The organism is Brevibacillus sp. IT-7CA2, from assembly GCF_949767855.1.
GTDB lineage: Bacteria > Bacillota > Bacilli > Brevibacillales > Brevibacillaceae > Brevibacillus.
Window position 1 is genome coordinate 49,113 of the sequence record NZ_CATKQT010000055.1, and the last position, 25,554, is coordinate 74,666.

Annotated in this window: 16 protein-coding genes; 10 read left to right on the plus strand and 6 right to left on the minus strand. The window is 48.3% G+C overall.

The features are described from left to right. Nucleotides 1–9 precede the first annotated feature (9 nt). Together ACM6JA_RS30250 and ACM6JA_RS30255 are read right to left on the minus strand one after the other, a co-directional pair. Nucleotides 10–945: a hypothetical protein gene (locus ACM6JA_RS30250; protein WP_414855386.1), complete on the minus strand. Its 936-nt coding sequence runs from the start codon at nucleotides 943–945 to the stop codon at nucleotides 10–12. Further along, nucleotides 942–1,091 (minus strand): hypothetical protein, encoded by a 150-nt coding sequence (locus ACM6JA_RS30255; RefSeq protein WP_007724683.1) that lies wholly within the window; start codon nucleotides 1,089–1,091, stop codon nucleotides 942–944. Before ACM6JA_RS30255 ends, ACM6JA_RS30250 begins: the two co-directional genes overlap by 4 nt. 197 nt (nucleotides 1,092–1,288) lie before the next feature. Here ACM6JA_RS30255 and ACM6JA_RS30260 point away from each other — a divergent pair, with 197 nt between their 5' ends. From ACM6JA_RS30260 to ACM6JA_RS30300, 9 genes are all read left to right on the plus strand, one after another. Continuing rightward, nucleotides 1,289–3,082 (plus strand): vWA domain-containing protein, encoded by a 1,794-nt coding sequence (locus ACM6JA_RS30260; protein WP_414855387.1) that lies wholly within the window; start codon nucleotides 1,289–1,291, stop codon nucleotides 3,080–3,082. Nucleotides 3,083–3,095: 13 nt separating this feature from the next. Then, nucleotides 3,096–6,485, plus strand: a complete 3,390-nt coding sequence (locus tag ACM6JA_RS30265) for a tubulin-like doman-containing protein (protein ID WP_414855388.1) — start codon at nucleotides 3,096–3,098, stop codon at nucleotides 6,483–6,485. Between the two features lie 118 nt (nucleotides 6,486–6,603). Then, on the plus strand, nucleotides 6,604–7,713 hold the full coding sequence (locus tag ACM6JA_RS30270) for an RNA-guided endonuclease InsQ/TnpB family protein (protein WP_414855389.1): 1,110 nt from the start codon (nucleotides 6,604–6,606) through the stop codon (nucleotides 7,711–7,713). Nucleotides 7,714–7,875: 162 nt separating this feature from the next. Then, on the plus strand, nucleotides 7,876–10,224 hold the full coding sequence (locus ACM6JA_RS30275) for a hypothetical protein (RefSeq protein ID WP_414855390.1): 2,349 nt from the start codon (nucleotides 7,876–7,878) through the stop codon (nucleotides 10,222–10,224). After that, a complete protein-coding gene (locus ACM6JA_RS30280; protein ID WP_414855391.1) occupies nucleotides 10,221–11,495 on the plus strand; it encodes a vWA domain-containing protein in 1,275 nt (424 codons plus the stop codon). Before ACM6JA_RS30275 ends, ACM6JA_RS30280 begins: the two co-directional genes overlap by 4 nt. Nucleotides 11,496–11,512: 17 nt before the next feature. Then, on the plus strand, nucleotides 11,513–12,148 hold the full coding sequence (locus ACM6JA_RS30285) for a hypothetical protein (protein WP_047070094.1): 636 nt from the start codon (nucleotides 11,513–11,515) through the stop codon (nucleotides 12,146–12,148). A 13-nt stretch (nucleotides 12,149–12,161) separates the two neighbouring features. Next, complete coding sequence (locus ACM6JA_RS30290; RefSeq protein ID WP_414855392.1) at nucleotides 12,162–13,427, plus strand: TRAFAC clade GTPase domain-containing protein; 1,266 nt, start codon at nucleotides 12,162–12,164, stop codon at nucleotides 13,425–13,427. After that, the gene (locus tag ACM6JA_RS30295; RefSeq protein ID WP_414855393.1) at nucleotides 13,427–15,925 is read left to right on the plus strand and encodes a hypothetical protein; all 2,499 of its coding nucleotides are present in this window, start codon (nucleotides 13,427–13,429) and stop codon (nucleotides 15,923–15,925) included. Before ACM6JA_RS30290 ends, ACM6JA_RS30295 begins: the two co-directional genes overlap by 1 nt. A 201-nt stretch (nucleotides 15,926–16,126) precedes the next feature. Further along, a complete protein-coding gene (locus tag ACM6JA_RS30300; protein WP_414855394.1) occupies nucleotides 16,127–16,861 on the plus strand; it encodes an MBL fold metallo-hydrolase in 735 nt (244 codons plus the stop codon). A gap of 107 nt (nucleotides 16,862–16,968) precedes the next feature. Here the strand turns inward: ACM6JA_RS30300 and ACM6JA_RS30305 are convergent, their stop codons facing one another. Then, on the minus strand, nucleotides 16,969–17,595 hold the full coding sequence (locus tag ACM6JA_RS30305) for a cupin domain-containing protein (RefSeq protein ID WP_414855395.1): 627 nt from the start codon (nucleotides 17,593–17,595) through the stop codon (nucleotides 16,969–16,971). A 131-nt stretch (nucleotides 17,596–17,726) separates the two neighbouring features. Between ACM6JA_RS30305 and ACM6JA_RS30310 the strand changes: the two genes are divergently transcribed. Further along, nucleotides 17,727–23,636: an AAA family ATPase gene (locus ACM6JA_RS30310; RefSeq protein WP_414855396.1), complete on the plus strand. Its 5,910-nt coding sequence runs from the start codon at nucleotides 17,727–17,729 to the stop codon at nucleotides 23,634–23,636. Nucleotides 23,637–23,871: 235 nt separating this feature from the next. Here the strand turns inward: ACM6JA_RS30310 and ACM6JA_RS30315 are convergent, their stop codons facing one another. From ACM6JA_RS30315 to ACM6JA_RS30325, 3 genes are all read right to left on the minus strand, one after another. Then, complete coding sequence (locus ACM6JA_RS30315; RefSeq protein ID WP_007724662.1) at nucleotides 23,872–24,228, minus strand: response regulator; 357 nt, start codon at nucleotides 24,226–24,228, stop codon at nucleotides 23,872–23,874. A 196-nt stretch (nucleotides 24,229–24,424) separates the two neighbouring features. Beyond that, nucleotides 24,425–24,592 carry a carboxymuconolactone decarboxylase family protein gene (locus ACM6JA_RS30320; RefSeq protein ID WP_414855526.1) on the minus strand — a complete coding sequence of 56 codons (168 nt, stop codon included), beginning with the start codon at nucleotides 24,590–24,592 and terminating at the stop codon, nucleotides 24,425–24,427. A gap of 175 nt (nucleotides 24,593–24,767) precedes the next feature. Beyond that, the gene (locus tag ACM6JA_RS30325) at nucleotides 24,768–25,442 is read right to left on the minus strand and encodes a Crp/Fnr family transcriptional regulator (protein WP_414855397.1); all 675 of its coding nucleotides are present in this window, start codon (nucleotides 25,440–25,442) and stop codon (nucleotides 24,768–24,770) included. Nucleotides 25,443–25,554 lie beyond the last annotated feature (112 nt).

A 25,554-nucleotide genomic window follows, 5' to 3' on the forward strand; every position in this document is an offset into this window, starting at 1 on the left:
GCTCCTCCTTCACAGTAAGCCTTTGAAATCCGGGTCAAACGCGTAATGCGTATCCACCCTGTTTTTGGTAGAATGATATAGTTGTTCCCAACCTTCATCCTTATGGGTTTGTACCATTTTTGCCAATCGCAGAAGGCGCTCGCGAGGCAAAAAATCGATAAATTCGATAATCAGATCCTGATACTCGTCCACATAAGACTTCATGCGGAGCGCTGCACCTGCCACTTGACCGATGAGCTGATCCCCGTTTTCCAGCAACAATATTTGATTTTTATAACGTCTAACATAAGTAAGCACGGATTTTTTGACGAGCGAAGGCTGGACCTTGATGACTTCGCGCACATATTCCATGAAGTCCTTGTCGTACATAGACGGAATGAGCGTTTCGAGCTCCAGCTCCATGTCTTTGCGCAGGACGTAATGATTGAGGAACATGATCTTGCGTATCTTGATCGTATCGGAATCGATGAAATGCCCGATCTCTCTCGTTTTTTCATAAGCTTCCTTTAGATGTCCTTCTTTGACGTCGTTGCCCACTTCTTCCAAATGACGGAGGAGTGACTTCTTGAGCGTCTCCATTTCCCTCGTTAAAAAGTGTTGAAATTGTATGTCTCTTTCGTGGGTGCCGTATTTTTTCTGTATCACGAAAAACAGGACGAACAACAGACAGCCAATACCTCCTGCGAGAGCTAATTGCAAAAGGGTCTCCGCAGAAAGGACAGCAAGACAGACGAACAAGCCCAAGAGCAAAAAGCGCGTCTGCACATAGCGGCGCGTCACACCGTGGGAAACCTGGCGGATCGGGGTGTAGGCTCTCCCGCAGGTCTCACAATGCGACTCCCACAGGACGTGGTACGTATGGCATCGCGTGCACGCTTGAATTCTTTCATACGTATGAGTGGTTTTACGGGTTTTTCGAAATTGGACGCCGATTCGTTTTCTCATGGTGAATCCCTCTTCTCATTCAGTAAGGCATGAAGATGCTGGTCGATTTCGGCGTTGGAGAGATTGCGCCGTTTCAGTCGCAGCAGCTTGAGGAATCGGACCGCTAGCAGCAAAAAAGCCGCAAACAACAGAAAGTAAGTTAACATAAAATTTCTCCTAACGAAGTTGTCGAAATCTGTAACAAAGAATCATGTCGTATCGTATTACGAGTAAGGGGCAATCATTCTAGTACTTTTTATTCATTTGTCTTCTATTTCTTGAATCTAGTGGTAATAGTGTCATAGTCTTACTTCCTTTGCAACACTTCACAAATTCTTTGTAACGAATAAGAAAAGGAGCTCTTATGAAAATAATACGATTCCGAATGTTATGTCGATACGTAGCATGTCTTGCCCTGCTCTTGGTCAGTGTCCTCTCCGTCACTCATCCAGGCTTTGCGCAAACGAGCGGAAACAATATGGACGCTGTCCTGGTCGTGGACGTCAGCAACTCCATGACCCAGAGCGATAAGAACAAAGTCAGCAACGAAGCGATGAAAATGTTCGTCGACATGACGTCGATCCAAGCGAACAAAATCGGTGTCGTCGCCTATACCGACAAGATCGAGCGGGAAAAAGCACTGCTTGAGATTAATTCCGAAGAAGACAAGAACGATATCAAAGCCTTCATCGACAGTCTGCAAAAAGGAGCCTACACCGATATCGCTGTCGGGGTAACGGAAGCAGTAAAAATCCTTGATGCAGGACGCAATCCAAACAATGCGCCGATTATCGTGTTGTTGGCAGACGGAAACAACTATTTGAACAAAGCATCAAGCCGTACCCAAACACAGTCTGATCAAGAGCTGCAGCAAGCAGTAAAAGAGGCCAAAGACAAAGGCTATCCGATTTACACGATTGGCTTGAATGCAGACGGTCAGCTTAACCGCACGACACTACAGCAGATTGCTGCGGAGACAAATGGTAAATTTTTCGAAACGAGCACAGCGGACAAGCTCCCGCAAATTTTGAGCGAAATCTTTGCGAATCACCTGAAGCTGAAGGTTGTCCCGGTTAAAAGCTTCGTCGCAAACGGTCAGGCTCAGGAGATTCCGATCCCAATCCCGAATGGCAGCGTCATGGAAGCCAACATCTCGATCATGTCGCAAAAAGCAGTGGAAGTGAAGCTGTATGACCCAGCGGGCAAGGAAGTACAAATCCCTTCCAACCAGGTCAGACTGTCGAAGTCCAATGCGTACACGATGATCAAGCTGGTCAAGCCACAGCAGGGTGGTTGGAAGTTACAGGTAAAAGGTGCCCCGAAGGAAAAAATCGATATTAACCTCATCTTCAACTACGATCTGCAATTGGAGATGGAGCCAGTCACAGCCAAGAGCTTCAAGGCTGGCGATGTCGTACCAATCAAGGCTGCACTTGTTTCAAACGGACAGAAGGTAGCGAGTCCTGATCTGTACAAGCAGATGAAGGCGACGCTGATCGTCAATGACAAGAAGGACAATAAGACGAATGAGGTCGTCCTGAACAATACGGGCAGCGGGTTCGAAGGCAGCTTTACAATCCCGGCTGACCATACGTACGAAATAAAAATCAAGGCAGAAGACACCAGTTTTTACCGGGAGACAAAACCTCTCGTTGTAGATGCTTCCCAAACGGCAGGTTCTGGAGCGAGCAAGCCGAACACAACTACTGATCCTGCGGCAGAATCGAAACCATTTCCATGGATGACCGTAGTAGGAGGTACCGTGGTTTTCATCCTGTTGATCGGTGCAGGCTTGTACGCACTGTCGATCTATCGCAAGGCGAACAAGGGCTTCGCGGGCCAAATCGCCATCGAGATCGTGGATGAGGATACAGGGGAAAAGTCCAATCCGCAGTACAAGAAACTGAACGCGTTCAAAGGAAAAGTGAAGCTGCACCAACTCTTGCAGCTCGCCCCTGAGTTTGCGGAGACAGAGAAAGTCATCTTTTTACCAGGGAAAAACGATACACTGATCATCGAAAACCGTTCGAACTGCCGAATCGAAAAGGCTGGACGTGTACTCGATGCAAGCAAAGGCAAAGAGCTGAAGAAAAACGATCGCATCAAAATTTCGTTAACGAATGTGAACAAGTCCTTATATGTAGATTACATCGTCTAGGAGTGAGTCAATTATGAAAGCAGTTGTGAGAGAACACATTCAACAATTGGACGTATCCCTCGGCGGAGGAATCGTCAGTGACAAGATTCGCGTAGATACAATCGATAACCCGATGCTCGTCATCGGTCTTGGCGGTACAGGAATTGATGCGCTTTTGCGCCTGAAATACCAAGTGAACAGACGCTTCAAGCTGCCGGTAGACCAGCTTTCCAAGAAGCGCAAGGAAAAGCCGGACAATATTGAATTTATCGCGTTTGAAACGAATGAGCATGACCGCAACAAAAAGTACAAGGGAATCGGACTCGATCCAGTGACGGAGTTCGTACTCCTGTCCAATCCTGAGATCGGCGGTGTGTTGCAGAATCGCAGCATTCTCGAGCCGTACATCACCGACTGGCTCTCGCCAGAACTGACAATTACGGACGGAATCAGCGGAGCATCGGGTGTACGCCAGGCGGGTCGCCTACTTCTCTTTACGAAAATTACGCAAGTCGTCCAAACGATTGAGAAAAAGGTCAAGATGCTATGCGAGGGCACGAACAAAAAGCTGACCGTATTCCTCTTAAGCGGTTTGTCCGGGGGAACGGGAAGTGGTTGCTTCCTCGACATCGCCTATATCGTACGGGGCATTTTGGAGCGCGACTTCGGCAGTGCGGGGGTAGACAAGGTGAATACGCTGGGCTACCTGTTCACGCCTGACGTCAACCTGTCGAACAAGAGCCTCAGCTCGCACACACGCGACTACATCATGAAAAACGGCTACGCGGCATTAAAAGAGCTCGACTACTGGATGAATGCAGACGAGCGCAATGAGCGTTTCCGCCAGCAATACGGCAACGTGCTCACCGTCCAATCGCCAATGCCGCCATTCAACCTGTGTCATTTGATTTCTGCGACCAATCTCGAAGGCAAAGCATTGGAAAACGCCTACGATTACTGCATGAACGTAACCGCGGAGAACATTACGAACTTCATGGCGAGCGAAGAAAAACGCTCGGGTGAAGAGTTTGCGATCCACGACTATATCAGCAACATCCGTACGAACATCAACCAGATGCCAAAAGCGTACGCAGCGAACTACCAATACAACGTCATCGGTGCTTCTTCTGCTGTCTTGCCGATCGAAGAGATGACAACATACTTGGCCTATCGCTTGTTTAAAAAGATGGAAAAAATGTTCACGGTAGCACCAACGCAAGAAGATACGGAGAAATTCGCCCGCAAGCTGGGAATCGACATCGACTCGATTTCCCGCAAGTTCGAGGAGCGCGTTCCTGAACCGTTGCCAGGCTATGAAAATAGTGAGCGTCTGAACTACAGCAACGTGATCACTCAGCAAGTCGTGAGCATCGACCACGAACTGGAGCAAGGCTATCTCGCCAAAGCGCGCGAAGCGTACATTAAGTCCAAAAAGCAGATGCCAGGCGACATGATCTCTGTTTTTGGCGAAATGATCACGCGAGTATTCCTGCACCCGCAGCAAGGACCATTCTATGCGTCCCGTCTGATTCATTCGGACAAAGGCTATTGCCTGATGAAAATGATCCTCTCCTACATTGAGAGCCTCAAGGCGAATTTGGAGAGCTACCCGCGTGAGATCGAGGGCGCGCGAGAGAATGCGAATGAAAAGCTGGGCGATGCCCGCAGTGCTTTCATCTCCAAGGAGAAGAAGAAAAACAGCTACATCGAAACGAAGATCAACGAATACCAGCTCCTGGCTGATCAGGAAAAGCTAGAGCAAATGATCGAATTCTACGAAGAGCTGCACCGTTTGTTGAATGCAGAAAACAACCGCATCTATAACGTATTTACTGAGATTTTGAACGCACTCAACCAAATTTTCGAGCAAAACGGCGACATTCTGATCAACGGCGGTGAAGAGAGCGACCGCACTGGCAACAAGACATACTACTGGAACATCGTCAGTGTGCCGGATATCTCCAAAGTAGTCAGCAACATCCTGGAGCAAAAAGATGCGGATGACCTGATCCGCGATTTCACCAGCGAGCTGCTGCGACACTCCGATCAGTGGGTCAAAGAGCAGGAGCTGGATATCATCAGTTCGATTTCCGAATTCCTCTCGGAGAAGTTCGGTGAGGTAATCACCAAGTCGATGGAAGAATTCCTCGTGATCAAATACGGTCAGGATGAGACACTCGATCGCATCGTAGAGCGCAAGATTGCGAGCAAGCTGGATGAAGAGGCGATTCCGGTCTTCCATCTGAGCAACAATCTCGGCAATATGCACTTCCCTTCCTGGGGCTTTGTATCCGTGCCGCTGAAAGCACCATCGATTTTGAAGGGGATTAAAAACTATCAAGATACCGCGATTAGCGGCTCGCGCTTCACGGTCAAAGAAAGCGAAGTCAAAAACCGCATCTTCTGGCTGAATACGAAAAACGGTGTTCCGCTGTTCGCTTACACACCGCTGAAGGTCTACGAGGAAAGCTACGAACGTACAATTCTGGACAGAGAGGGTATCGGACGCCACCTCGTTCAAACCGAAAAGAACAACTGGGCGTACCTCCCATCACCGATTCCGGAAAAATCGTGGGGAGATACGTACCAAAACGGGCGAATCAAAGCTTACAACGCCAAAGTACGCGAACTGTTTGATCGTGCAGTGCGTTTCGGAGCTATCCGCGAAAAAGGCAGCGACAGCAAGACGAGCAACCGCTATGAAAGCATCGTGACGAAGTCCTTCTCCATGGCTGCTTTCTTAGCCAAGCACCAAGCTCAAGGCGACGCATCCAAGCTGAGCCCAGGCGAGATTAAGCGTGCATTGGTAGAGCTCAAAGGCTTTATGAGAGATGGTTTAGAGCAAGAATCAACACGTGATGTGTTCGGCAGTATCAATGAAGAGATGGCAAAAGAAAACCTGATTCGCTATCCAGAGCAGATTCGCCTGATCGAACAAGAAGTGCGCAAATACGAAGAAATCGAGGCCAAAATCCAGGAGTTGGAGCAGATCGTAGGTGCCATCAAGGACGAAGAAGAGCTGGTGACCCGATTCATCGAAGCCCTTTACACAGGGACGATTTGCAAGCGCGGTGCGCTCTACGTCTACGACAAAGATGAGGAAGAAGATGCGTGGGAGCCATTCATCAACCTGATGAAGGTCAACAAACACTTCGAATTCGCTATCTATGAAAAATACCGCGCATTGGATCACAAGAGCATGGCAACCATCCAGCGCAAGGCTGCAAAACGCAGTGACGCGATGACCTCAGCAGAGGATACGCAGCAACTGCTGGCAAAACTCGATGAAATCGCATCTGCTTTCCAAGAAACGAAAAACGATCTGGAATACGACCGCGACGAATACGTAAACGGTGAAGAGCTGTTCCAGTTCTACAAAAAGGTTTGGTCAAAAGTAAACGATATGCGCAAGACGCTGCAATAGTTGACGGTGTTGGTCCTATTTTCCATATCTATTACTATATTCGGAGTACAGTCTAATGCTTTGCAGATTTTAGAGAGTGAAACTAAATCATAAGTTTTGTCTTGTGATGGTGATATAAATGATACTTGCAATGAAAGTTAGATTGAAACCCACTCCCAAACAAGAAAATCAGTTATGGAAATCAGCAGGAACATCTCGTTGGGCTTATAATTGGACGCTTGCTAGGCAGGAAGAAAACTACCGAAACGGTGGTAAGTTTTTATCTGATCGAAGTCTTCGTAAAGAACTAACACAGGTGAAACAGTCAAAGGAATTTGCTTGGTTATACGATGTTTCCAATGATATAACCAAGCAAGCAGTCAAAGATGCTTGTGATGCTTATCAGAAGTTCTTCAAGAAACAAGCTGACATACCTAGATTTAAAAGTCGTAAACATACAAAGCCTTCATTTTACAATGACCTCGTGAAGTTGAAGGTGAAGAAAGATCTCGTCTTCCTTTTGAAAGTAGGGTGGGTTTCTACTTCAGAACAAATTCCGATGGATACAAAGTATAGCAATCCTCGAATATCATTTGACGGTAAGTACTGGTATCTATCTGTTGGCATTGAACAAGATGGAGTAAAGCCTACTCTAACAAATGAAGTCATTGGCATCGATGTAGGTGTGAAGAAGCTTGCAGTTTGCTCTAATGGTATGACCTTTAAAAATATCAACAAGACACAAGCAATAAAGAAAGCAGAGAGACGTTTACGGAGGTTGCAACGTAACGTCTCTCGCAAATACGAGATGAACAGGGAGGGAAACCGTTTTGTCAAAACGTGCAACATTGTAAAAGTGGAAAAATCCATTCGTTTGCTCCACCGAAGGCTAACAAATATCCGTACAAATCACCTCCATCAAGCTACAAATGCTATTGTGAAAACCAAACCTGGCACTGTAGTGATGGAGATATTGAATATTACCGGCATGATGAAGAATCGCCATTTGTCCAAAGCTATCGCACAACAGAAATTGCATGAGTTTAAACGACAATTGCGGTATAAGTGCGAAAGACATGGTATTCGTTTCATGGAAGCAGATAAGTGGTATTCCTCATCGAAGACCTGCTCTGATTGTGGTCAAATAAACAGAGACCTAAAACTGTCAGATCGAGTATTCAAATGTGATTGTGGGCTTGAAATAGATAGAGACCTTAATGCATCTATCAATTTAGCTAAATTAGCATGATAACATCTACAAGTCACTGCTAATATGTACGGTTCGTTGTACCGGAATTTACGCCTGAGGAGTGTCATAAAAAATGCAAGTAGCTTCGGCAAAAGCAGACACAATGAAGCAGGAAGCAAACAAAGGATGTGTAGACTGTTACAATCTTTTGGCAACGGAAGCATGAGGGATTTGATAGGAGAGTTCGCGACCCAATACGTTACGGAATTGGAAAGACAACTGGATAGCGGAAACGGACAGCGAAGCATTCAAAACCCCGTGCTCTTCCTTTTTCTCGGGGATAAGAGCGTAGAGGCACTGCAAGCTGTTCGTGCCCACAACGAGCGCAATTGGCAAAATGGTCACGGTGTTCTTTATGTCCATGCGTATCAGGACAAAACGTGGGAGCATCCGCAAGTAATCGGCTGCCGCTTGCCGCAGGCAGATGCCGACAAGAAAAAGATGCGTACTTCGATCCACGAGCGTTTTTTACTCGATGAAGCTGTCACCATGGAACTGAACAAGGTGATGAAGCTGGCAAGCGTGCGGGTAGCGGAAATGGGCAAGTTGTTCACTGCTTTTCAGCAAGTCCATATTGCTGTCGTGGCAAGGGCAGATGACCCTGCCACGGTCCTTTTGCCAGAGCTGACGCTGCTTCTCAAGGGCTACCTCAACGAGCTGTTTAAAAACGTATCAGTCGACCTGTACGTCCTACTACAGGAAAAGAACAACGGGGAAGCATTCGGGTTCTCGACAGCGCTCTCGGTCAGCTTTTTGGAAGAGGTCAATCGCTATCAGCGGAGCGACTACAGCTATCGAGCGAATCTCTTGGTAACGGAGGATCTCGTGAAACTGCCTGTGGAGCATGTGAACGCACCGTTATTTTCGCTGGCGTACCTATTGAGTGACAAGACAGAGCATGGCTTGTTTATCGAAGGCGGCATGCAGGAAAATTACGAGCTGATCAGCAAGCTGGTGCTTTTGAACAACAAAAAGGTAGAGTCGGAGTTCCATGAAAGCAATGATGGCTATAACAAGCTGCAATTTATGCGCAGCATCACGGTCGATCACGGGCATACCAAGTTCGCGTCTGCTGGCCTATCCAAAGTAAAGCGACCGACTCATGCAATTGCGCTGACGGTGCTGTCCGCCGTATTTGACCGCTATTGGGAGCGACTCCAGGACGGCGAGGTTTTGCCGAAAACAAAAGCGAGAGAAAAACTCGGATTGACGGCGCATGATTTGCAGCGAAAATTGGCTGGCATTCTCCCGGAGGATCATATTCTGGAGGAAATGACGGGGCTTATGACCTCTGGCATTAGCTACAGCGAGCTTTGCAGTATGAATATGCGTGAAGCGGAGCTGGCTTTGTTTGACGGCAGCAGCCAAGCCTTTTTTGAGGCGAATATCGTTTCCGGGGCGCGTAAACGTCTGGAGCACATGCTGTCTCAGGACTCCTTGGCTGATTTGATTCAGAAAGCAGTCATCGAGGATGAACGGCTTGGGCTGTATGCGGCTTACTATCTTACAGCCGAACACGCCAATGGAGCAAACCTGCTGGATGAGCTGCGTACAGGAATTCGCGAGACATCTCGACAGGTTGAACAGATTAAAGCCGAGCTGGTCGATCTCTACCAAGAGCGAGTGGATCGGCAGGACATACGCGTAGGAGGGTTTTTCACACGGGATAAGGAGCGTGTGCGGACCTTCATTCGTCATTTGCTGGACGCTGTTTATGGCAAAAAGCTGGAGCTGCTGGATTGGGAGATGATGCTCTCAATCCTTGTGAGCTATGAGAAACAGGCAGAGCAGATTCACCGGCAGTTAGGTGAGCAAGTCGAGCAGCTGGAAGCCTTGCATAAGCAACTGCGGGAAATTGCCCAGACGAGCGTTCGAGAAGCGACTGACTACTTGGGCAAAAACGTGGACGAATATTACGAATCGGTCGTCCATGAAACGATCCGGTCATTGGAAGCTTCACGCGGCAGTGATTTTTACATGGAACAACGATATATCGGCAGCGGCGCTCTGCTCAGCGGGAATCGACTCGCTGGACTCGTGGAGAGGCTGTGTCTGTTTTGCCGGAATGAGATTCTCACCCGTGCGCCATTTGCTTTATCTTTTGAGGCGGAGCTGCTTGCGCGTGCCAACGTCGGGGCTGCTTACGATAACCGAACCGTGCTGACGAAGGAGGATTTGTTCCTCGATCTGGCATTGGTGCTGGAAGAGCGCGCAGCGGTTCACATCGAAGTGTTCCATTTCTTGCAAAAGCATCGCTACGAGGAGAAGTATTTGTTTGCCGATATTCACAACGACTTCGTCCAGTATGCGCTGCACAAGGATGAGAGCACACGAACCTACAAGCTGGGCTGCATCCACGAGGAACAAAAAAGCGGGATAGAAAAAATGAACCTGATGGGTGGATTCGGCATGGAAGAGTTGATGTTTTACCGCAATAACAAGAAATACCATGCTTCCTATGAGGACAGCGGGTTTGTCTTTCGCCGCGTGGGAGGAGATGAGTCGTCATGAGTCAGAGAAGGGTAAGCTTACTCATGCTAGTTTGTAGTCTGGTAGGTGGCGTGATCGGATTTTTGGTCGGGGAAGTCATGCTCGGCAAGCTGTCCGGAGAAATACCGCAATGGTTGTTAATGGGACTTTATTTTGGTCAATATGCCTTTTTCGTAGGACTGATGTGCCTCATTGCGGAAATGATCTCGCCACGACTGAATGGAGTTGGCTGGAAGCAGCGCTATCTGGGCTTTTCCTGGAAAATGCTCGTGCCCAGCACGTTTTTGATGGTGGGCGTAGTGGCGCTCTTGCTTCAGCTGCTGTACGGGTCATCGTTTCAACAGGCCAGTGGGGCCAACAATATTGTCATGGTTCTGGATACGTCAGGCAGCATGCAGTCGTCTGACCCGGATAACCAATTGTTCAAAGCAGCAGCTGACATGGTGCGGCGCATGGACAGTGACATGAACATAGCAGTGGTTACGTTTCACGATCAAACGAATGTGCTGCAACCCCTCACCGAGCTGAATAGCCAGTCGGTGAAGGATGAGGTTGTGAAGAAGCTGCTCCAATATCCGCGAACGGATGGAGGCACCCGGATCGACCTGGCTCTGCAAGCGGGGCTGGACCAGCTGCAAGCCAATCAGATGGCGAACAGTACGGTCGTGCTGATGTCTGACGGCTATAGTGATCTGGATATCCCTGCCGCACTTGCGCCCTACAAGCAAAACCAAGTGATTGTCCATACGGTAGGCATGAGCCAAATCGATGCAGATGGAACGGCGTTGCTACAAAAGATCGCTGCTGAGACTGGCGGCAGCTACTTCAATGTCGAACACGCTGATCAAATGACAGGAATCTTTGGTCAGATTTACGATATGAGCCGAACAGACCGCAATATTGTTTCTGAGCGGACAGGAGCGACAGAAGAAAGCATGTTTTACGCCATCACCCGTGTGGTCAGTGTTCTGATCCTCGGTGCTTTGCTCGGCTTGGCGCTGGGTCTGATTTTTGACAATCGCCATCTGGCCAAAAGCTTCACGATTGGCGGGGCGGTATCAGGACTGTTAGCTGGACTCGTTTTGGAAATGGGACTGTCGTCAATCGACTTGCTCGATATGGTTGTACGTTTGCTGGCGTGTTCCTTGCTCGCTGTCATCCTGACATTGTTCACTCTCTTTGTGCCAGCTTCTACGAGTGGCGGATCGTCTTTTGCAAAGCGCAGACTGAACAACAGACAAAGCCCTCGTGCGTTGGACGCCGGGAACCAAAGCAGCAAGCGGTTTGAGTAAAGGGAGCATGATGAATCATGATTAATCGGGAGGAAACAACAGAAACCTTCATCAAGGACGTCACCTGCCAGCATCAAGGGAGCGAATACGTGCTCAATTGGCATTGGGCGCAGGATATTCCATGCGTGTACGTGCACAAGTCGCAGTTTGGCGCCCCTTTTGACGTAAACGAGCTGGATGATCGACAGTTCAAGCTGTACACCCGAGAGGAATACAAAGTCCACAAAGGGCTGCGGGAAAAAACAGACGGCATCGGCCGGTACACATACCGCATCTTTCCTTGCCGATTGGAAAATGGCAAGCCGATTCTGCTCATGCCAGACGGGGATGCCCATGTGATCCATGTCAGCACAGGAAAGGCCAAAATCTACTACTCGTTCAAACGGGGCGGAAGCTGGTTTAGTAAGCATCAATCGTTGCAGATTCGCATTTTTTCAGAGATTCCGATCGCGCGGGACGTACTCTGCTACGTCAAAAAAGAAGGCTCTCCTCCCGCTCACAAGGATGATGGTACCCGATACAATTTCATTCGTGATCTCGAGCCCGGAGTCAATCTGATGCCGGAGATTGAGGTCAGGAAAAAAGACGTCGTCCGCCTGTTTTTTACGGACGGGAAAAAATACGGAGAAATGTACGAACTGATTCCTGAATAGGAGGGGATGCGCCATGCTGTCGTTTTTGAAAAACATGTTTGAAAAGAAGCCGCAGGTCAAGGAGCGGCTTCCTTTTTACGATATTGTCTGCCCGTACTGCTTCGCCAAATACGGACCGGACAAAGTTGTCTTTCGTGCTACACATTATCGCCAGGACGACGAAGACTACGCGTTGCAGGAGGATGAGATTCTCAATGCGCATCGGGATAAATTCGGACTCGATGCCATCGACGAGCTGGAAGCGGTGATCGATCCGGAATCCATCCCGGAGGAAAACCATTTGTACGTCGATAACGTCCTCGCAGGTGTGACCGACCGATATGGTATGGTTTCCAAGCGCAGATTATGCCCGAAATGCCACAACGAGCTGCCGATTACAGCGGGTAAAGCGCCGAGCAACATTATTTCGATTGTCGGGGCGTCCCAAGTAGGGAAGTCCGTTTACATGACCTCATTGATTCATACCTTGCAGAACACGACTGCGAATCATTTCGATGCAGCGTGTATGCCGCTCAATGCGCAGATTAGCCGCAAGTTCCGGGAGAACTATGAGGCACCCTTGTTTGAACGCGGACAGCTGCTTGATTCCACGCAAAAAGAAAAGCGTCAGGAGCCGTTCATCTTCCAGTTCATTTTCAAGGATAGCGACAAGGCACCGTTGATCCTGGTGTTTTTCGACGTAGCAGGCGAGGGAATGGTCGACCGCGAGTATTTGGAGCTATATGCGGCGCATGTGAAAAACTCGTCTGGCATCCTGTTCCTGGTCGATCCGCTGCAAATCAAGACAATTCGCGATCGGGTCATGCTCCAAGCAGGAGATGAGCCAGGGGAATTCACAGCAAGGTACGACGAGCCGCGTGAGGTCGTCATTACGTTGTTCGAGAACTTCATCGGCTATCAGGAGCAGAGCAAGACACATATCCCGACGGCTGTCGTACTGACGAAGAGCGACATGCTACATCTGATCAAGGAAGACGACGGCGAATACATCAAGTCCAACAGCAACGTTTTCCGCAATTTCGTCCATGAACAATATTTGAATACAACTGAATTTGAGAACATCGATGGGGAAATTCGCCGATTCATCGAAAAGGTGGATAGACCGTTTAAAGACGCGCTAGATGTTTACTTTACGAATACGGCCTATTTCGCTGTATCTGCGCTGGGGAGCAATCCCGTCAATCAAAGGGTGAGTGGTGTCGTAACGCCGATTCGCGTCGATGAACCGTTTATTTGGTTGATGCACCAGCTTGATTACATCGAGGGGAGGGAGCGGTAGTGAGCAACCGTCAGCCCATTTTGCAGCAGTACTACACCCGCGGGCGACAAGGGGTTTTCCGTTCGAACGAAGGATACGATACTGTCGCCAAAACGCCAGGGCTGGATAACCAATTCATCAAGAAGACGCTCCATCCGTTTTGCGTGTACGATGCGCCGCGACAGCTTCAAGAGCGGGCGGAAAGTAATCTGGCGCTCTTTCCGGAGGCGCTCGTCAGCTTCCAGGCCGAATCAGGAGAGATGGTTCTCGGTAGAAGTGTATTTGTCGGAGCGGACTTTACCGGGCAGCGCAATACGTTTTTCAGCCACAACTATGTCATTCCGGTAGAGCGTCGAGATGAGTTTATCAAGAATCCGGGCAAGATCTTCGGAGTACGCACGTTTGCAGATCGCCACGACGATGCAGCGGGTAAGGAGCTTCCTACCGTCGATGACATCCCTTCAGAAAAAGGCTTGTCGCAAGACCGAAAACAGCTGCTTGGTCAATTGGGCGTCGATGAGCGTTTATTCAAACAGCTTCTTTTTGCGGTGATGTCCTCGCTCGCAGCGAAAAAGAAGGTGTTCATTAGCCTAGATGTGGATATTAGTGTCTCATCCAAGAGTGCTGCTCAATTGTTGGAGATTTTGTACAGTTGTCTGCCTTATGAAATGCGCAGACACTTTGGTTTTCTCACTTTTAGCAACGAGCCGCAGAGCAAGAAGCATATCCACGTCACGTTCGTGGAAAAAGGAAGCATACGCCCAGGCGGGGGGCACAGCGACAAAGACTTTTTGTTCGACTTCTCCCTTGGTCGCGTTCAGAACGTCGATTTGCAGGACGGAGGACACGAATACCTCGACTTTGCCTGGGAGTATGTGAATGAGCCACGGATTCTGGATGCGTTCCACGAATTTTGTGAGGAAGTGCTGGCTGGAGCAGATCATGCACTGGCCTTGAACCTTCGCACGTATTATGAGCTGTGCGCACTGTATTTGATTGAAAAGGGACGAACGTCCGTGTATGAGAGCAAGCGGGCGGGCGTTTGGCAGGCGTTGAACAGCTATTTGGGGCATAGCAGCTTGACCCGCAAGAAACGGTTGATCGAGATTCAGGAAATGCTGATGCGGATCGAGGTAGAGGCGCTTTCGTCCAAACAACTGCCTGACGGCGAGACGATCAAGCAAATGATTGAATCCTACCGTGTCACCAGGCAGGAACGCCTGCAAATGGATTTGATCCGCTTCTTGATGGACGTGTTGATGAAGGCCAAGACCTCGAGACAGAGCAGCTACGTGGCAGAGGTGTACAAGCATTTGTCCAGCAACCGGGAGCTGTTTGGCTTCATGATGCGGACGATTTTCGGGTATCCACAGTTGGTGAAGCCGCTCTTTGAGGATTATATGACCGAGCGGGTAGCTGCCGTGGCCAGTTTGGACCAGATGCTAAAGGAAATCCGGTTTTGGACGGAAACAGAACCGCAAGCTATGCGCAATGCTGTTTTTGTTTCTACCACGACCGAGAAAGTTCTGCGTCTATTTACGCGTGAACGCCAAAAGCTCGCTGCTGCCATTACCATCCACCAGTTCTTTGAAAGCATCGATGGAGCACGCAGTTATGCCGATGAGCTGCTGGATGAGCTGGACAAGTCCTTGATGAAGCTCGTAGCGCTAGACACGCTATCCAAGGATGATTTCCAAGTTCTCATCGCCCTTTTAGAGGAGAAGCCACAGAGCTTTTTCGGAACGCTGGATATGGAGAGTCGCCACAAGCAAGAAATGCTCATCAATCTAGCGAAGCTGCATGAAGAGAGAAACACGCCACACCCGGCAGAGTTTTTCCGAAAATGGGATCGGGAAGCGATTTCCGTGCAGCAAAGAATGATCCAGAATATGCTGAGTAAACCGCTCCATGCTGACGAGTTCCCGCAGGTGCCGCTCGTCTTTTACCGAGAAGATCATTTTGGTCAGGAAGGCTTCCATTTTGCAGAATTGCTGGAGTATGTTCAGCAAAATGGTGGGGAAGCCGTTACGCTGTCCTTTATCCAATGGACGATGAGCCAGCGGATGTTTTTCGAAGGGAAGTATTTGCTGCCTGCATACAGACAAGCATTGAAGGCCTTTTTCCTTGAGGAGAAGGGCAAGAGATTACGGGATAAAGAATGGAGAAAACGGTGGTATGCGATCCGAAATGCTGATTTCCGCAAGCTTTTGGACGAGGTACGCAACGAAACAGCCAATCCGCTCGTGAAACTGTTTCGGCACAAAGCTACGGTGATATCCAGCGCAGTTGTCTTGCTAGGTGCCGGAGCGTGGGGAGGCTATATGGTTTGGGGAGGTACGAGTACGCACGTGCAGCCACCTGAAACGCAGCCTGAACCGATCCGCCCACCAGCTGTGTTCGTACCGGTTTATCGGTTGATGGTGGACGAGCCTGACATCCAACCTGTCCGTAGCATTCTTGGGGAGCAAAGCCAAGATGCATCAACGGGTGGGCAGTCTGTTCAGACAACGACACCCTAAGTTAATAAAACGCCAACGCGGTCTGCTCTGGTAGGAGCGACCGCGTATTTCGGGGGTCTTTTTTGTACAAGAAGATGCCTTAAAAATATGTTGAAAAATATTTTTATTTGTGATATAATAAAATATTTTTCTGTTGAAAAAGCTCCTCACTCCGTGATAAAAAGTAGTTGTGCGAAGAAATGATGTGGGGAGGAATAGGGTATGAAAGCTAACACAGGTGTAAAAATGATTCCGTTACAAGGAGAGGCATTTGGCAAGCCGATGGTGATATATCCCACCTTGCTTTGGGATGATGATCGAGCGGTATTAGTAGATACAGGAATGCCTGGTTCATGGGAGACCATTCGTCAGGAGATGAGCCGTGCTGGCATACCACCTGAGCGTTTACAGGCTATCATTTTGACACATCAGGACATTGATCATATTGGCAGTCTTCCAGAAATCGTTCGTGAGCTTGGCGGACAGGTTGAAATATACGCGCATGAGCTAGATCAGCCCTACATTGAAGGCACACGCCCTCTCCTCAAAGCAAACCCCAAAAGCATGGCCCCTTTACTTGCGATGTTGCCTGAAAAGGAACGCGAGCACTTGAAATGGCTTTGCGAAAATCCGCCAAAGGCAATGGTGCACAAGACACTGGCAGACGCAGAGATTCTGCCGTATTGTGGGGGAATTCGCATCATTCATACTCCCGGACATACGCCGGGGCATATCAGCCTTTATGTAGAAGATAGCAAAACCTTGATAGCAGGCGATGCTATGGTGTACATGAACGAAGCACTACGAGGACCGATTCCGCAAAACACTCTCGATATGGAAATGGCAGTAAACTCATTAAAAAAATTCAATAACTTGGAAATTAATAGCATCATTTGTTATCATGGAGGCATGTGCCAAAACAACGTACAAGAGCAGGTTCACGCTCTGATACGGTGAAGTAGTTGAGCTTACACGATAAAATAATGAATCCAGGTTGGAATATGTGGATATAAGAAGCGTGGAGGACACCAAGCTGGAGTAATCCCTATGGTGTCTTTCCCATTTTATCCTTGCAACGTCTTTTGCGCTGTTTGCTCGATTTCGGAATGGGAGACTGGTGCAGTTGGAGAGGTTTTGTAGTATTTTTCCAGCGACTTATCTGAGCCTGTCCAACGAGCCAGCATAGCGAATACAGCAAACATGCCTTTTTGCAGGAAGCGCGGAATGATTGGGAGGTAAAATTGCCCCATCTGAAAGATCGTTCCCAAGAGGAGGATATTTTTCGGGATATATTGCTTGATAAACGGCAAATAAAAGCTGCGCCCGTCTGTATCGAGCCCGTATCCGCAGCGGACAAACGCTTCAAAAGTACCTGCCGGTCGGATTTCGACATCGAAGCTGACGAATTCGTTAGAGGGATTGTGGAACCCATGAACCTTGTCTGTCGGAATGGTTAGCTTCTCTCCCGGCTTCAGGATTACTTTTTTTCCATCAATGGTTACCTCTAAATTTCCAATTACACCTTCAAAGGTTTCGACAAGTCTTGTATGATAGTGTAGAAAAATCCCGTTATCCGGTGGAAGATCGGTACGGAATAACAAATATTCGCCATTCGTTTCTTCCGTCGTTTTCAGAAAGGTAACCACTTCATTATTGTGCGGGTTACTTACACTGCGACTTAGATTTGACAAAACTATATACCTCCTTGAAAAATAGTAAAAAGAGATTATATTAAGACAGAATATAGATTAAATATAGATTATTTGTTCCGGGGCAACAATTAAAAAGATAGGATGTTCTACCTAAAGATGGAGTGGATAGTATGAGCGGCATGATCGTGGTTCCAGGGTATAGGGTGGCAGAGTTTCTTTCCACTCATTCAAAATTGGGAATTTATCGGGGTTACAGAAATAACGACAATCTCCCTGTCTTATTCAAAGTGCCGATGGAAGGGCCTTCCCATAAGGAATCTCTGTGGAAACTGAAGCATGAATATCGCATTCTTCAATCGTTGGAATCCCATGCAGTGGAAACGATCATCGAACTCGTTAATCACAACCGTGAGACGGTAATGATTACGGAAGATTTCGGGGGAGTGTCGCTCTCCTTGCTTATGAAAATGAAAGGACTGTCACTGAAGGAGATGCTCTTCATTGCGGTCCGCATGGCTTCTTGTTTGAAGGAAATCCATCAGCACGGAATCATTCATAAGGATGTAAATCCCGATCATATCCTGGTTCATCCTGAAACCTATGAGGTAAAGCTTGTTAGCTTTGGATTGGCGACGAAATGCCACCAAGAATACCAAAGTGTGATGAATCCAAAGGAATGGAAGGGGAATCTTCGCTACGTCTCGCCGGAGCAGACGGGGAGAATGAATCGCACCGTCGATTACCGCTCCGATATTTATTCTTTTGGTGTCACGCTCTACGAGTTATTGACTGGAAAGCTGCCCTTTTTAACTTCGGATATGCTTGAACTCATACATGCTCATATGGCGAGAAAGCCGCTCGCTCCCTCCAGTGTAAAACCATCCGTTCCAGAGATTCTATCGGACATTGTGATGAAGTGTCTGTCGAAAAATACAGAGGATCGCTACTTTAGCATGTCTGGCTTGCTGGCAGACCTGCAGCGCTGCTATGACCAGCTTGAACAAAACGGTTTGATTACGCCTTTTCCGCTTGCTTTAGAAGACCGTGCTGATCACTTGCGGATTCCAGAGAGGCTGTATGGACGTGAGCAAGAAATCCAGATGCTCATCGATGCATTTGAGCAAGTCACGAACGGAGCTACGAGGATGGTTCTCCTCAGTGGCTCTGCAGGCGTGGGTAAATCTGCTCTCGTGCTGGAAGCGCAAAAAGCGTTTTTGAGAGGCCGGGGACGTTTTGTTTCAGGAAAGTTCGACCAATATAATCAGGCCGTTCCGTATTCGGCCATCATTCAAATCTTTCAGGATTTGATCAAACAGCTCTTGGCAGGCCACGAACGCGAGCTGCTCGCTTGGCGAGAGATGATACTCGACGCTATGCAAGGACTTGGTCAAGTGATCGTGGATGTCATTCCACAGCTTGAGGCAGTGATCGGCAAACAGCCTGTCGTACCTGAGCTGCCTGCAGCAGAAGCAAAAAATCGCTTTCAATGGGTGATGCAACGCTTTATTCGGATTTGGGCGCGACCAGACCATCCACTCGTCTTGTTCCTGGATGATTTGCAGTGGGCGGATTCTTCTTCGCTTTTCCTGATTCGAGAGTTGGTTGCGGATATGCAGATCAGTCATTTTCTGTTGATTTGCGCTTATCGTGAGCATGATGGCAGTACGATGAATCCATTGATTGCCATTTTGACAGAGACAGGCATCAAGAGCCGCATCTTGCGCCAATTCACGTTATTGCCGCTTCGAGAACCCGAATTCAATGCGATGCTAGCGGATGCGTTGCATAGTGATCCGGATATGACGAAGCCGCTGGTTACGATTATCATGCAAAAAACCGCTGGGAATCCGTTTTATGTAAGAGAATTCATTAAAACGCTGTATGATCGGAACTTGTTGTGGTATGGGAGAGAAGAGCGGAACTGGCAATGGGATTTGGCCGAAATCGAGAAGCTGGGTACTACGGAAAATGTGGCCGATTTTCTCGTAGAAAAGATGAGAAGATTGCCTGATTCCACTCAGCAGCAGCTCGGTTATGCGGCTTGTCTGGGTAACTCTTTTTTGCTTCATTTGATAGCCAAGTCACGGAATCAAACGGAGTCAGAAGCCATCCAGCATATATCGCCTGCGATTGAGGAAGGTCTCATCTATCCGATTGAAGGAGCGGAATATCTGACATACGCTGCGCTCGTGGAGGAAGAAGTGGCGTCTCAGATGAGGATTCGTTTCCGTTTTGTGCATGATCGCATTCAACAGGCCGCCTATTCGTTGCTAGCAGAGGCAGAGCGCGGACAGATTCACGTCAAGCTGGGCAGAATGATGTGGGAAATGTCCCAAGGAAGCGAATCTGGCTTCCTGTTCGAAATTTGCGATCATATGTATCGGGGCAAAGAGATACTGGAGGATCAAGCGGAGCGCATGCATGTAGCGCACTGTCATTTGCTCGCTGGACAAAAAGCGAAATCCTCTGCGGCATTTGAGTCGGCCTTGCAGTATTTTCAACGCGGTCTCGAGCTGGTGGGGGAAGAGGGTTGGAAGCACAATCATGATCTGACCATGGAGCTGTGTGCGTTGTCTGCGGAGACGACGTACCTCTGTAACCAATTGGATGAGGCAAAACAATTGTTTGAACGCGGGATGCAGCATGCCAAAACAGATCGGGAACGAGTACGCATTTTGGAAATGGAAATTCGCATGTATACGCGATTGGCTGAATTTCCGCGTGTCATGGAGATCGCAAGCGAAGCCTTGGGGTTATTGGGCGTACCGATTCCGAAAAAGCCTGGCAAGCTCGATATCATTATGGAAATGTTTCATATCAAGCGCCGCCTCAAAGGCAGAAAAATAGATGAGCTGCTGTATTTGCCGGATGTTCCCGATGAAAATTATCAGATGGCGATGAGCATCATCAGCTACGCCGGGCCATCTGCTTACTATGTCAATCTCAATTGGTTTGCTTTAACGATTTTGCGTGCCCTTCATCTGTCGCTTGTGCACGGAAACACGGTCGCCTCGGCGAACGGTTATACCGGTTACGGGATCGTACAAGCTGCTCAATTCGGAAATTATCGAGAGGCTTACGAATTTGGGCAATTGGCTTGCCGTGTAGCAGACAGCTTCGCCGATCCGATCGCCATGACGAAGGCGTATGGCGCGTTTGCCCTACTGATCAATCACTGGTGCGAGCATGCGCGGACGAACATCCCTCTCCTGAAAAAGGCGATTCAGCTCGGCTTGGACGGCGGCGGCAACATTTATGCTGCCTACAATGCCCATGGGCTTTTGGAGGCCATGCTCTATTGCGGTGTGCCAGTGGAAGAATTGGAGCAGCAAATCGAGGAATACAGCGATATGATTCAACAAATCAAGGTCGTTGATCACGATGATCGGCTCCTGTTATTGCGCCAGGCGCTGCATACTTTTACACGGTGGTCCGACGATGAACGAACGGCGTTTTGCCATGATGGATTTGACGAAGTGGCCTATGTAAGCAACCTGCAAAAAGAAGGAAACAGCTACAAACGGTACATGTACCACTACTATAAATCGATGGTTCATCTCGTGTACGGGAACCACTTGGAGGCTGCCGAGCTGCTGGCTGAAGCGGAGCAATGGATTGATTCAGTAAGCGGACAAGTTCTTGTCAGCCAGCAAGTTTTTATGCAAACACTGGCATTAACAGGGCTCTATGAGAACGCCAATCGACAGGAAAAATCGAAGTATGGGAAAAAAATCACAGCAAATATCAAAAAGATGAAGACGTGGGCAAAGGAATGCCCGGAAAATTTTCAGCACAAGTGGTTGCTGATGCATGCCGAGTGGCTCCGTGTCACAGAGAATAAACAAGAAGCGGGTCCTTTTTATGAACAGGCGGTTCAACTCGCCAAAAAGGATGTATTCTTGCAAAACGAGGCAATGGCAAATGAATTGGCCGCCCAGCATTACTTGGCACTTGGTCTCGAAACGATTGCGAAGGCATACATGACGGAGGCGCACGAGGTTTACATGCTATGGGGAGCGGTCGCCAAGGCACGAGAGATTGGGGAACGGTACCCTTATCTTTTGCAACGGGTAAGAAGCTTGGGGGCTTCCGCCGAGATTGCCACGACTGACCAGACAGCAGACCTCGTCGATTTAATGAGTGTCATCAAGGCGTCGCAAACGATTGCTAGCGAGCTCCGTTTGGAAATGCTGTTGGCGACGATGCTGCGCACGGTGATGAGCAATGCAGGTGCAGAGAAAGGAATCCTCTTGCTGAAAAAAGATGGTGACTGGCTCATCGAAGCGGCAGGCTCTGTCGATTTGGACGTGGAGATCATGCAGTCTGTCCCGTATGAGCATAGCGGGATGCTCTCTGTCGCCGTTGTGAATTACACCATTCGTACAGAAGAGATGCTGGTGCTCCACAATGCTTCTGTTGAAGGTGTCTTTTTCCGCGATACGTACATTGCGAAGCACACGCCGAAATCGATTCTATGCTCCCCGCTATGGCAGCAAGGAAAAATGATCGGTGTCATTTATTTGGAGAACAACGAGACCACACATGTGTTCAACGAAAAACGCTCAGAGCCGCTCAGACTGATCTTCTCGCAAATTGCAATCTTTATTGAAAATGCGAGACTGTATCATCAATTGGAGCAATGGAATCAATCCTTGGAAAAGATTGTGACAGAGCGTACCAATGAGATTCAGGCACTTTTACAGGCGAATAAAAATCTGTTAAACAATGCGGGACAAGGCTTCCTTTCTTTTTCCAAAAACCTGCTAATCCATTCCGAATACAGTCGGGAATGTCTACGGATTTTTGGCCGAGAACTGGCTGGGGTATCGGTCGCCGAGCTACTTTACCCAGATCGTTCAGAGGATAGCATGTTTATTGAATCCCTTTTGGAAAAGTACTTTGAAGCAAAAGACCAAGGGCAAAAAGAGCTGTATCTCAGCCTATTTCCTACGGAAATCCAGATCAATCAAATGCCGTTGAAGCTGGCATGTAAGCCGATTTATGAAGATCGGCGAGATTCACCTGAGGGCTTGATGCTGATCCTGACTGATATGAGTGAGCAGAGGGCGCTCAAATCCAAGATGGAGCGAGAATGGCAAAGGTTGAATATGGTCGTAACGGTAGCGATTAGTCTCCCGCTCTTCCAAAAGGTGCTGCGAGCTTTTGACGCTTTCTTTGAGGATGGGTGGAAGCGGGTCCTCGGAGAAGAGATAGCGGAGTCCGAGAAACTATTCAAATTGGTCGCTCAGATTCATCAATTTAAAGGTGACTTCAGCCAATTACACTTGATTCATACACCGCAAAAGCTGCATGATTTGGAGTCGTGGTTGATTCAATGGGCAAAGTCCGAAGAACGCCTGTCCGACGAGGATGTGCGCGCCCAGCAGTCATTCGCAGAGGTTCAAGCAGCGATGCAACAAGATTTGTCGATCATGCAGCACAAGCTCGGGGTCGGGTTCCTCGATCATAACGAGCATGTGTACTCGATTGCAAAAGAGCGATGGGAAAGCTTCGAGTATGAGATCACCAGTCTGGTACAGGGGGAAGCTCAGCAGGAGCTGCTCCACCGCATTCGCAAGCTTCGCTATCGTCCGATGAAGGACATGTTGTCCCGGTATGAAGACTATGTAAGTGAGCTTGCCATCCGTCTGAATAAGACTATCGATCCGGTCGAATGGGATGCAGAAGAAGTACTGGTCGATCCGGAGCGATTCGAGAATTTTGCGAGGAGCCTGGTTCACGTATTCAACAATGCGATCGATCATGGAATGGAAGAAGAGCAAGAACGATTGGCATGCGGAAAAGAACGCAGCGGCAAGATTAAATGCCGCATTTGGCAAGAGGATACTTTCCTGTGCGTCATGATTCGTGATGATGGGCGGGGCGGAGATATGGAAAAGCTAAAGTTGGCATTGGCGGAGCATGTCAAGGTGCAAGACAATGCGAGTCTCGTATCGGGCAGAGGAATTGGCCTGTCCATTGTCAAGCAAGAGGTTGAGCAGTTGGGCGGAACCCTTCAGGTCCATACCCAAGAAGGAGAGGGCACCCGCTTTACCTTCCGAATCCCACTAGAACCATAGAAAAAAACTGAGGCGACTGTGCCTCAGTCAGAGTGTTGAGAAAGTCCCCTTTCGCAAAAAAGGGGACTTTCTGTGCCATTTTAGGGGGTACAAATATGTCTCCCCACCTTCGTAAAACGCCTTAGAAGCGAATCTAGAAGGTCAAAATTTTTCATCTTAATCCGAGAAATCCAGACTGGGGGTTTCTCGACAGCCTGACTGAGGCGACTGTGCCTCAGTTTTTTTGTTTGATCGACTAAAGAGAATTCGTAATGGAAGCCAAAAGTCGTTCTTCATCGATCGGTTTAAGAATATAATGGCGCGCTCCAGCGTTGATTGCTTCAAAAACGAGCGGCTTTAATCCGTTGGTGCTGACCATAATGATGTTGGCGTCGGGGAAGGTGCCGATGATTTTTTTGACGGTATCTATGCCATTCATTCCTGGCATATTGATATCCATCGTCACCACGTCGGGGAGGTGGGCCGCATACTTTTGATAGGCGTCCAATCCATTCGTTGCTTCTGCAATGACTTGATGGCCCGCCCGTTCCAAAATGATTTTCATGTAATCTCGTACTACAAGGGAGTCGTCTGCTATCAGTATACGAGCCATAAAACCTCCTATTTCGAAACGGTTAGTTATTCTTAGTAAGTAAGTAGTCTACTTTTACCATAACACTGATAGGAAAAATGTAGCAATCATTTGATTATAAAAAGTGTGGATGAACATACGAAAAAACAAACGAATTCCAGCTCGTGATGAAACTGGATTCGTTTGTTTTATTTTCCATATGAGTGATATATTTGGGTTAACAAAAGCAATCTGGCTTACCAGGAGCATCACGATAGGCGAGCAAGGCATTGACCCCATGACTTAAGATGGCACCGGAACGTGTCACTGCGGCAACGAGTAGAGCCTCCATAATTTCCTCCATAGTGCCGCCCTGTTCTTTATACTTTTTGACGTGAACATCGATGCAATAAGGGCAGCCTCAGGGGCCAATTTCATCAATTCAGGGATATGCGACAAATTTGCTGATTCATAATACAAACGTGCTTTTGACATGAAACATCCTCTCCATTTCATGGGTAGTCGCTACAACTTCATTGTAGAGAGAGAAGATGTTTGCTTCTGTAACTTACTCACCAAACTCACCATTCACCAAGAAAAAGTCTTTCCTGGAGAGCATCACGGTGAATAGCAGCGATTCGACCTCGTCCTAACTGAAGCCACCCGGCTTTCTCAAACTCCTTGAGTGACCGGCTGATTACTTCTCTGGCAGTCCCGAGTTCAATGGCAATCGCTTCATGGGTGATGGATAGGTGATTGCGAGAATCCGTGGTACGACGGAGCAATAGTTCGGCGATACGGGCGTTGATCGGTTTAAAGGCGATATCTTCGACCAGAGACGTGACGGAGACCATTCGATTGATCATGTTTCGGTAAATAAATTGACGCAAGTCCTTATAGCGATCCATCCATTCTTTGAAGACATCTACAGGCAAAAGCAGCAGCTCGGTTTCCTCTTCTAGCTGTGCGGACGCTTCATAGCCCGTCTCACCTAAAATACTTGCCATCATGAGGACGCAGACTCCCCCGCGTTGTACCCGATATAACGTAACCTCACGTCCTGACTCACTGATGATATAGATGCGGACTTTGCCTGACAATACAAAAGCGGCGTGGGCAAACAGATGACCCTGCTGCATCGTAAGCTGGGGAGAAAAGCGTTCCACTGTTATGTCAGGATGGCGCCATGCGGCTTCTGGAACAAGGGAAAAGCACGGAAAAGCATCCGTAACAAGTTGGATTTGATTCAAGTCCATTGTTTTACCCTCCGAGACAACCTGATTGGGGAAATATTCTTACTTGTAGTGTAGGGAAAAGACGCGATCTCTACAATGGAATATCCGTCTGCAGACTGACGAGAGAACAACG

Bases quoted from the DNA above. Each gene is read 5' to 3' on its own strand.
- ACM6JA_RS30250 (WP_414855386.1), bottom strand. From the start codon at position 945: ATGAGAAAACGAATCGGCGTCCAATTTCGAAAAACCCGTAAAACCACT.
- ACM6JA_RS30255 (WP_007724683.1), bottom strand. From the start codon at position 1,091: ATGTTAACTTACTTTCTGTTGTTTGCGGCTTTTTTGCTGCTAGCGGTC.
- ACM6JA_RS30260 (WP_414855387.1), top strand. From the start codon at position 1,289: ATGAAAATAATACGATTCCGAATGTTATGTCGATACGTAGCATGTCTT.
- ACM6JA_RS30265 (WP_414855388.1), top strand. From the start codon at position 3,096: ATGAAAGCAGTTGTGAGAGAACACATTCAACAATTGGACGTATCCCTC.
- ACM6JA_RS30270 (WP_414855389.1), top strand. From the start codon at position 6,604: ATGATACTTGCAATGAAAGTTAGATTGAAACCCACTCCCAAACAAGAA.
- ACM6JA_RS30275 (WP_414855390.1), top strand. From the start codon at position 7,876: ATGAGGGATTTGATAGGAGAGTTCGCGACCCAATACGTTACGGAATTG.
- ACM6JA_RS30280 (WP_414855391.1), top strand. From the start codon at position 10,221: ATGAGTCAGAGAAGGGTAAGCTTACTCATGCTAGTTTGTAGTCTGGTA.
- ACM6JA_RS30285 (WP_047070094.1), top strand. From the start codon at position 11,513: ATGATTAATCGGGAGGAAACAACAGAAACCTTCATCAAGGACGTCACC.
- ACM6JA_RS30290 (WP_414855392.1), top strand. From the start codon at position 12,162: ATGCTGTCGTTTTTGAAAAACATGTTTGAAAAGAAGCCGCAGGTCAAG.
- ACM6JA_RS30300 (WP_414855394.1), top strand. From the start codon at position 16,127: ATGAAAGCTAACACAGGTGTAAAAATGATTCCGTTACAAGGAGAGGCA.
- ACM6JA_RS30310 (WP_414855396.1), top strand. From the start codon at position 17,727: ATGAGCGGCATGATCGTGGTTCCAGGGTATAGGGTGGCAGAGTTTCTT.
- ACM6JA_RS30315 (WP_007724662.1), bottom strand. From the start codon at position 24,228: ATGGCTCGTATACTGATAGCAGACGACTCCCTTGTAGTACGAGATTAC.
- ACM6JA_RS30325 (WP_414855397.1), bottom strand. From the start codon at position 25,442: ATGGACTTGAATCAAATCCAACTTGTTACGGATGCTTTTCCGTGCTTT.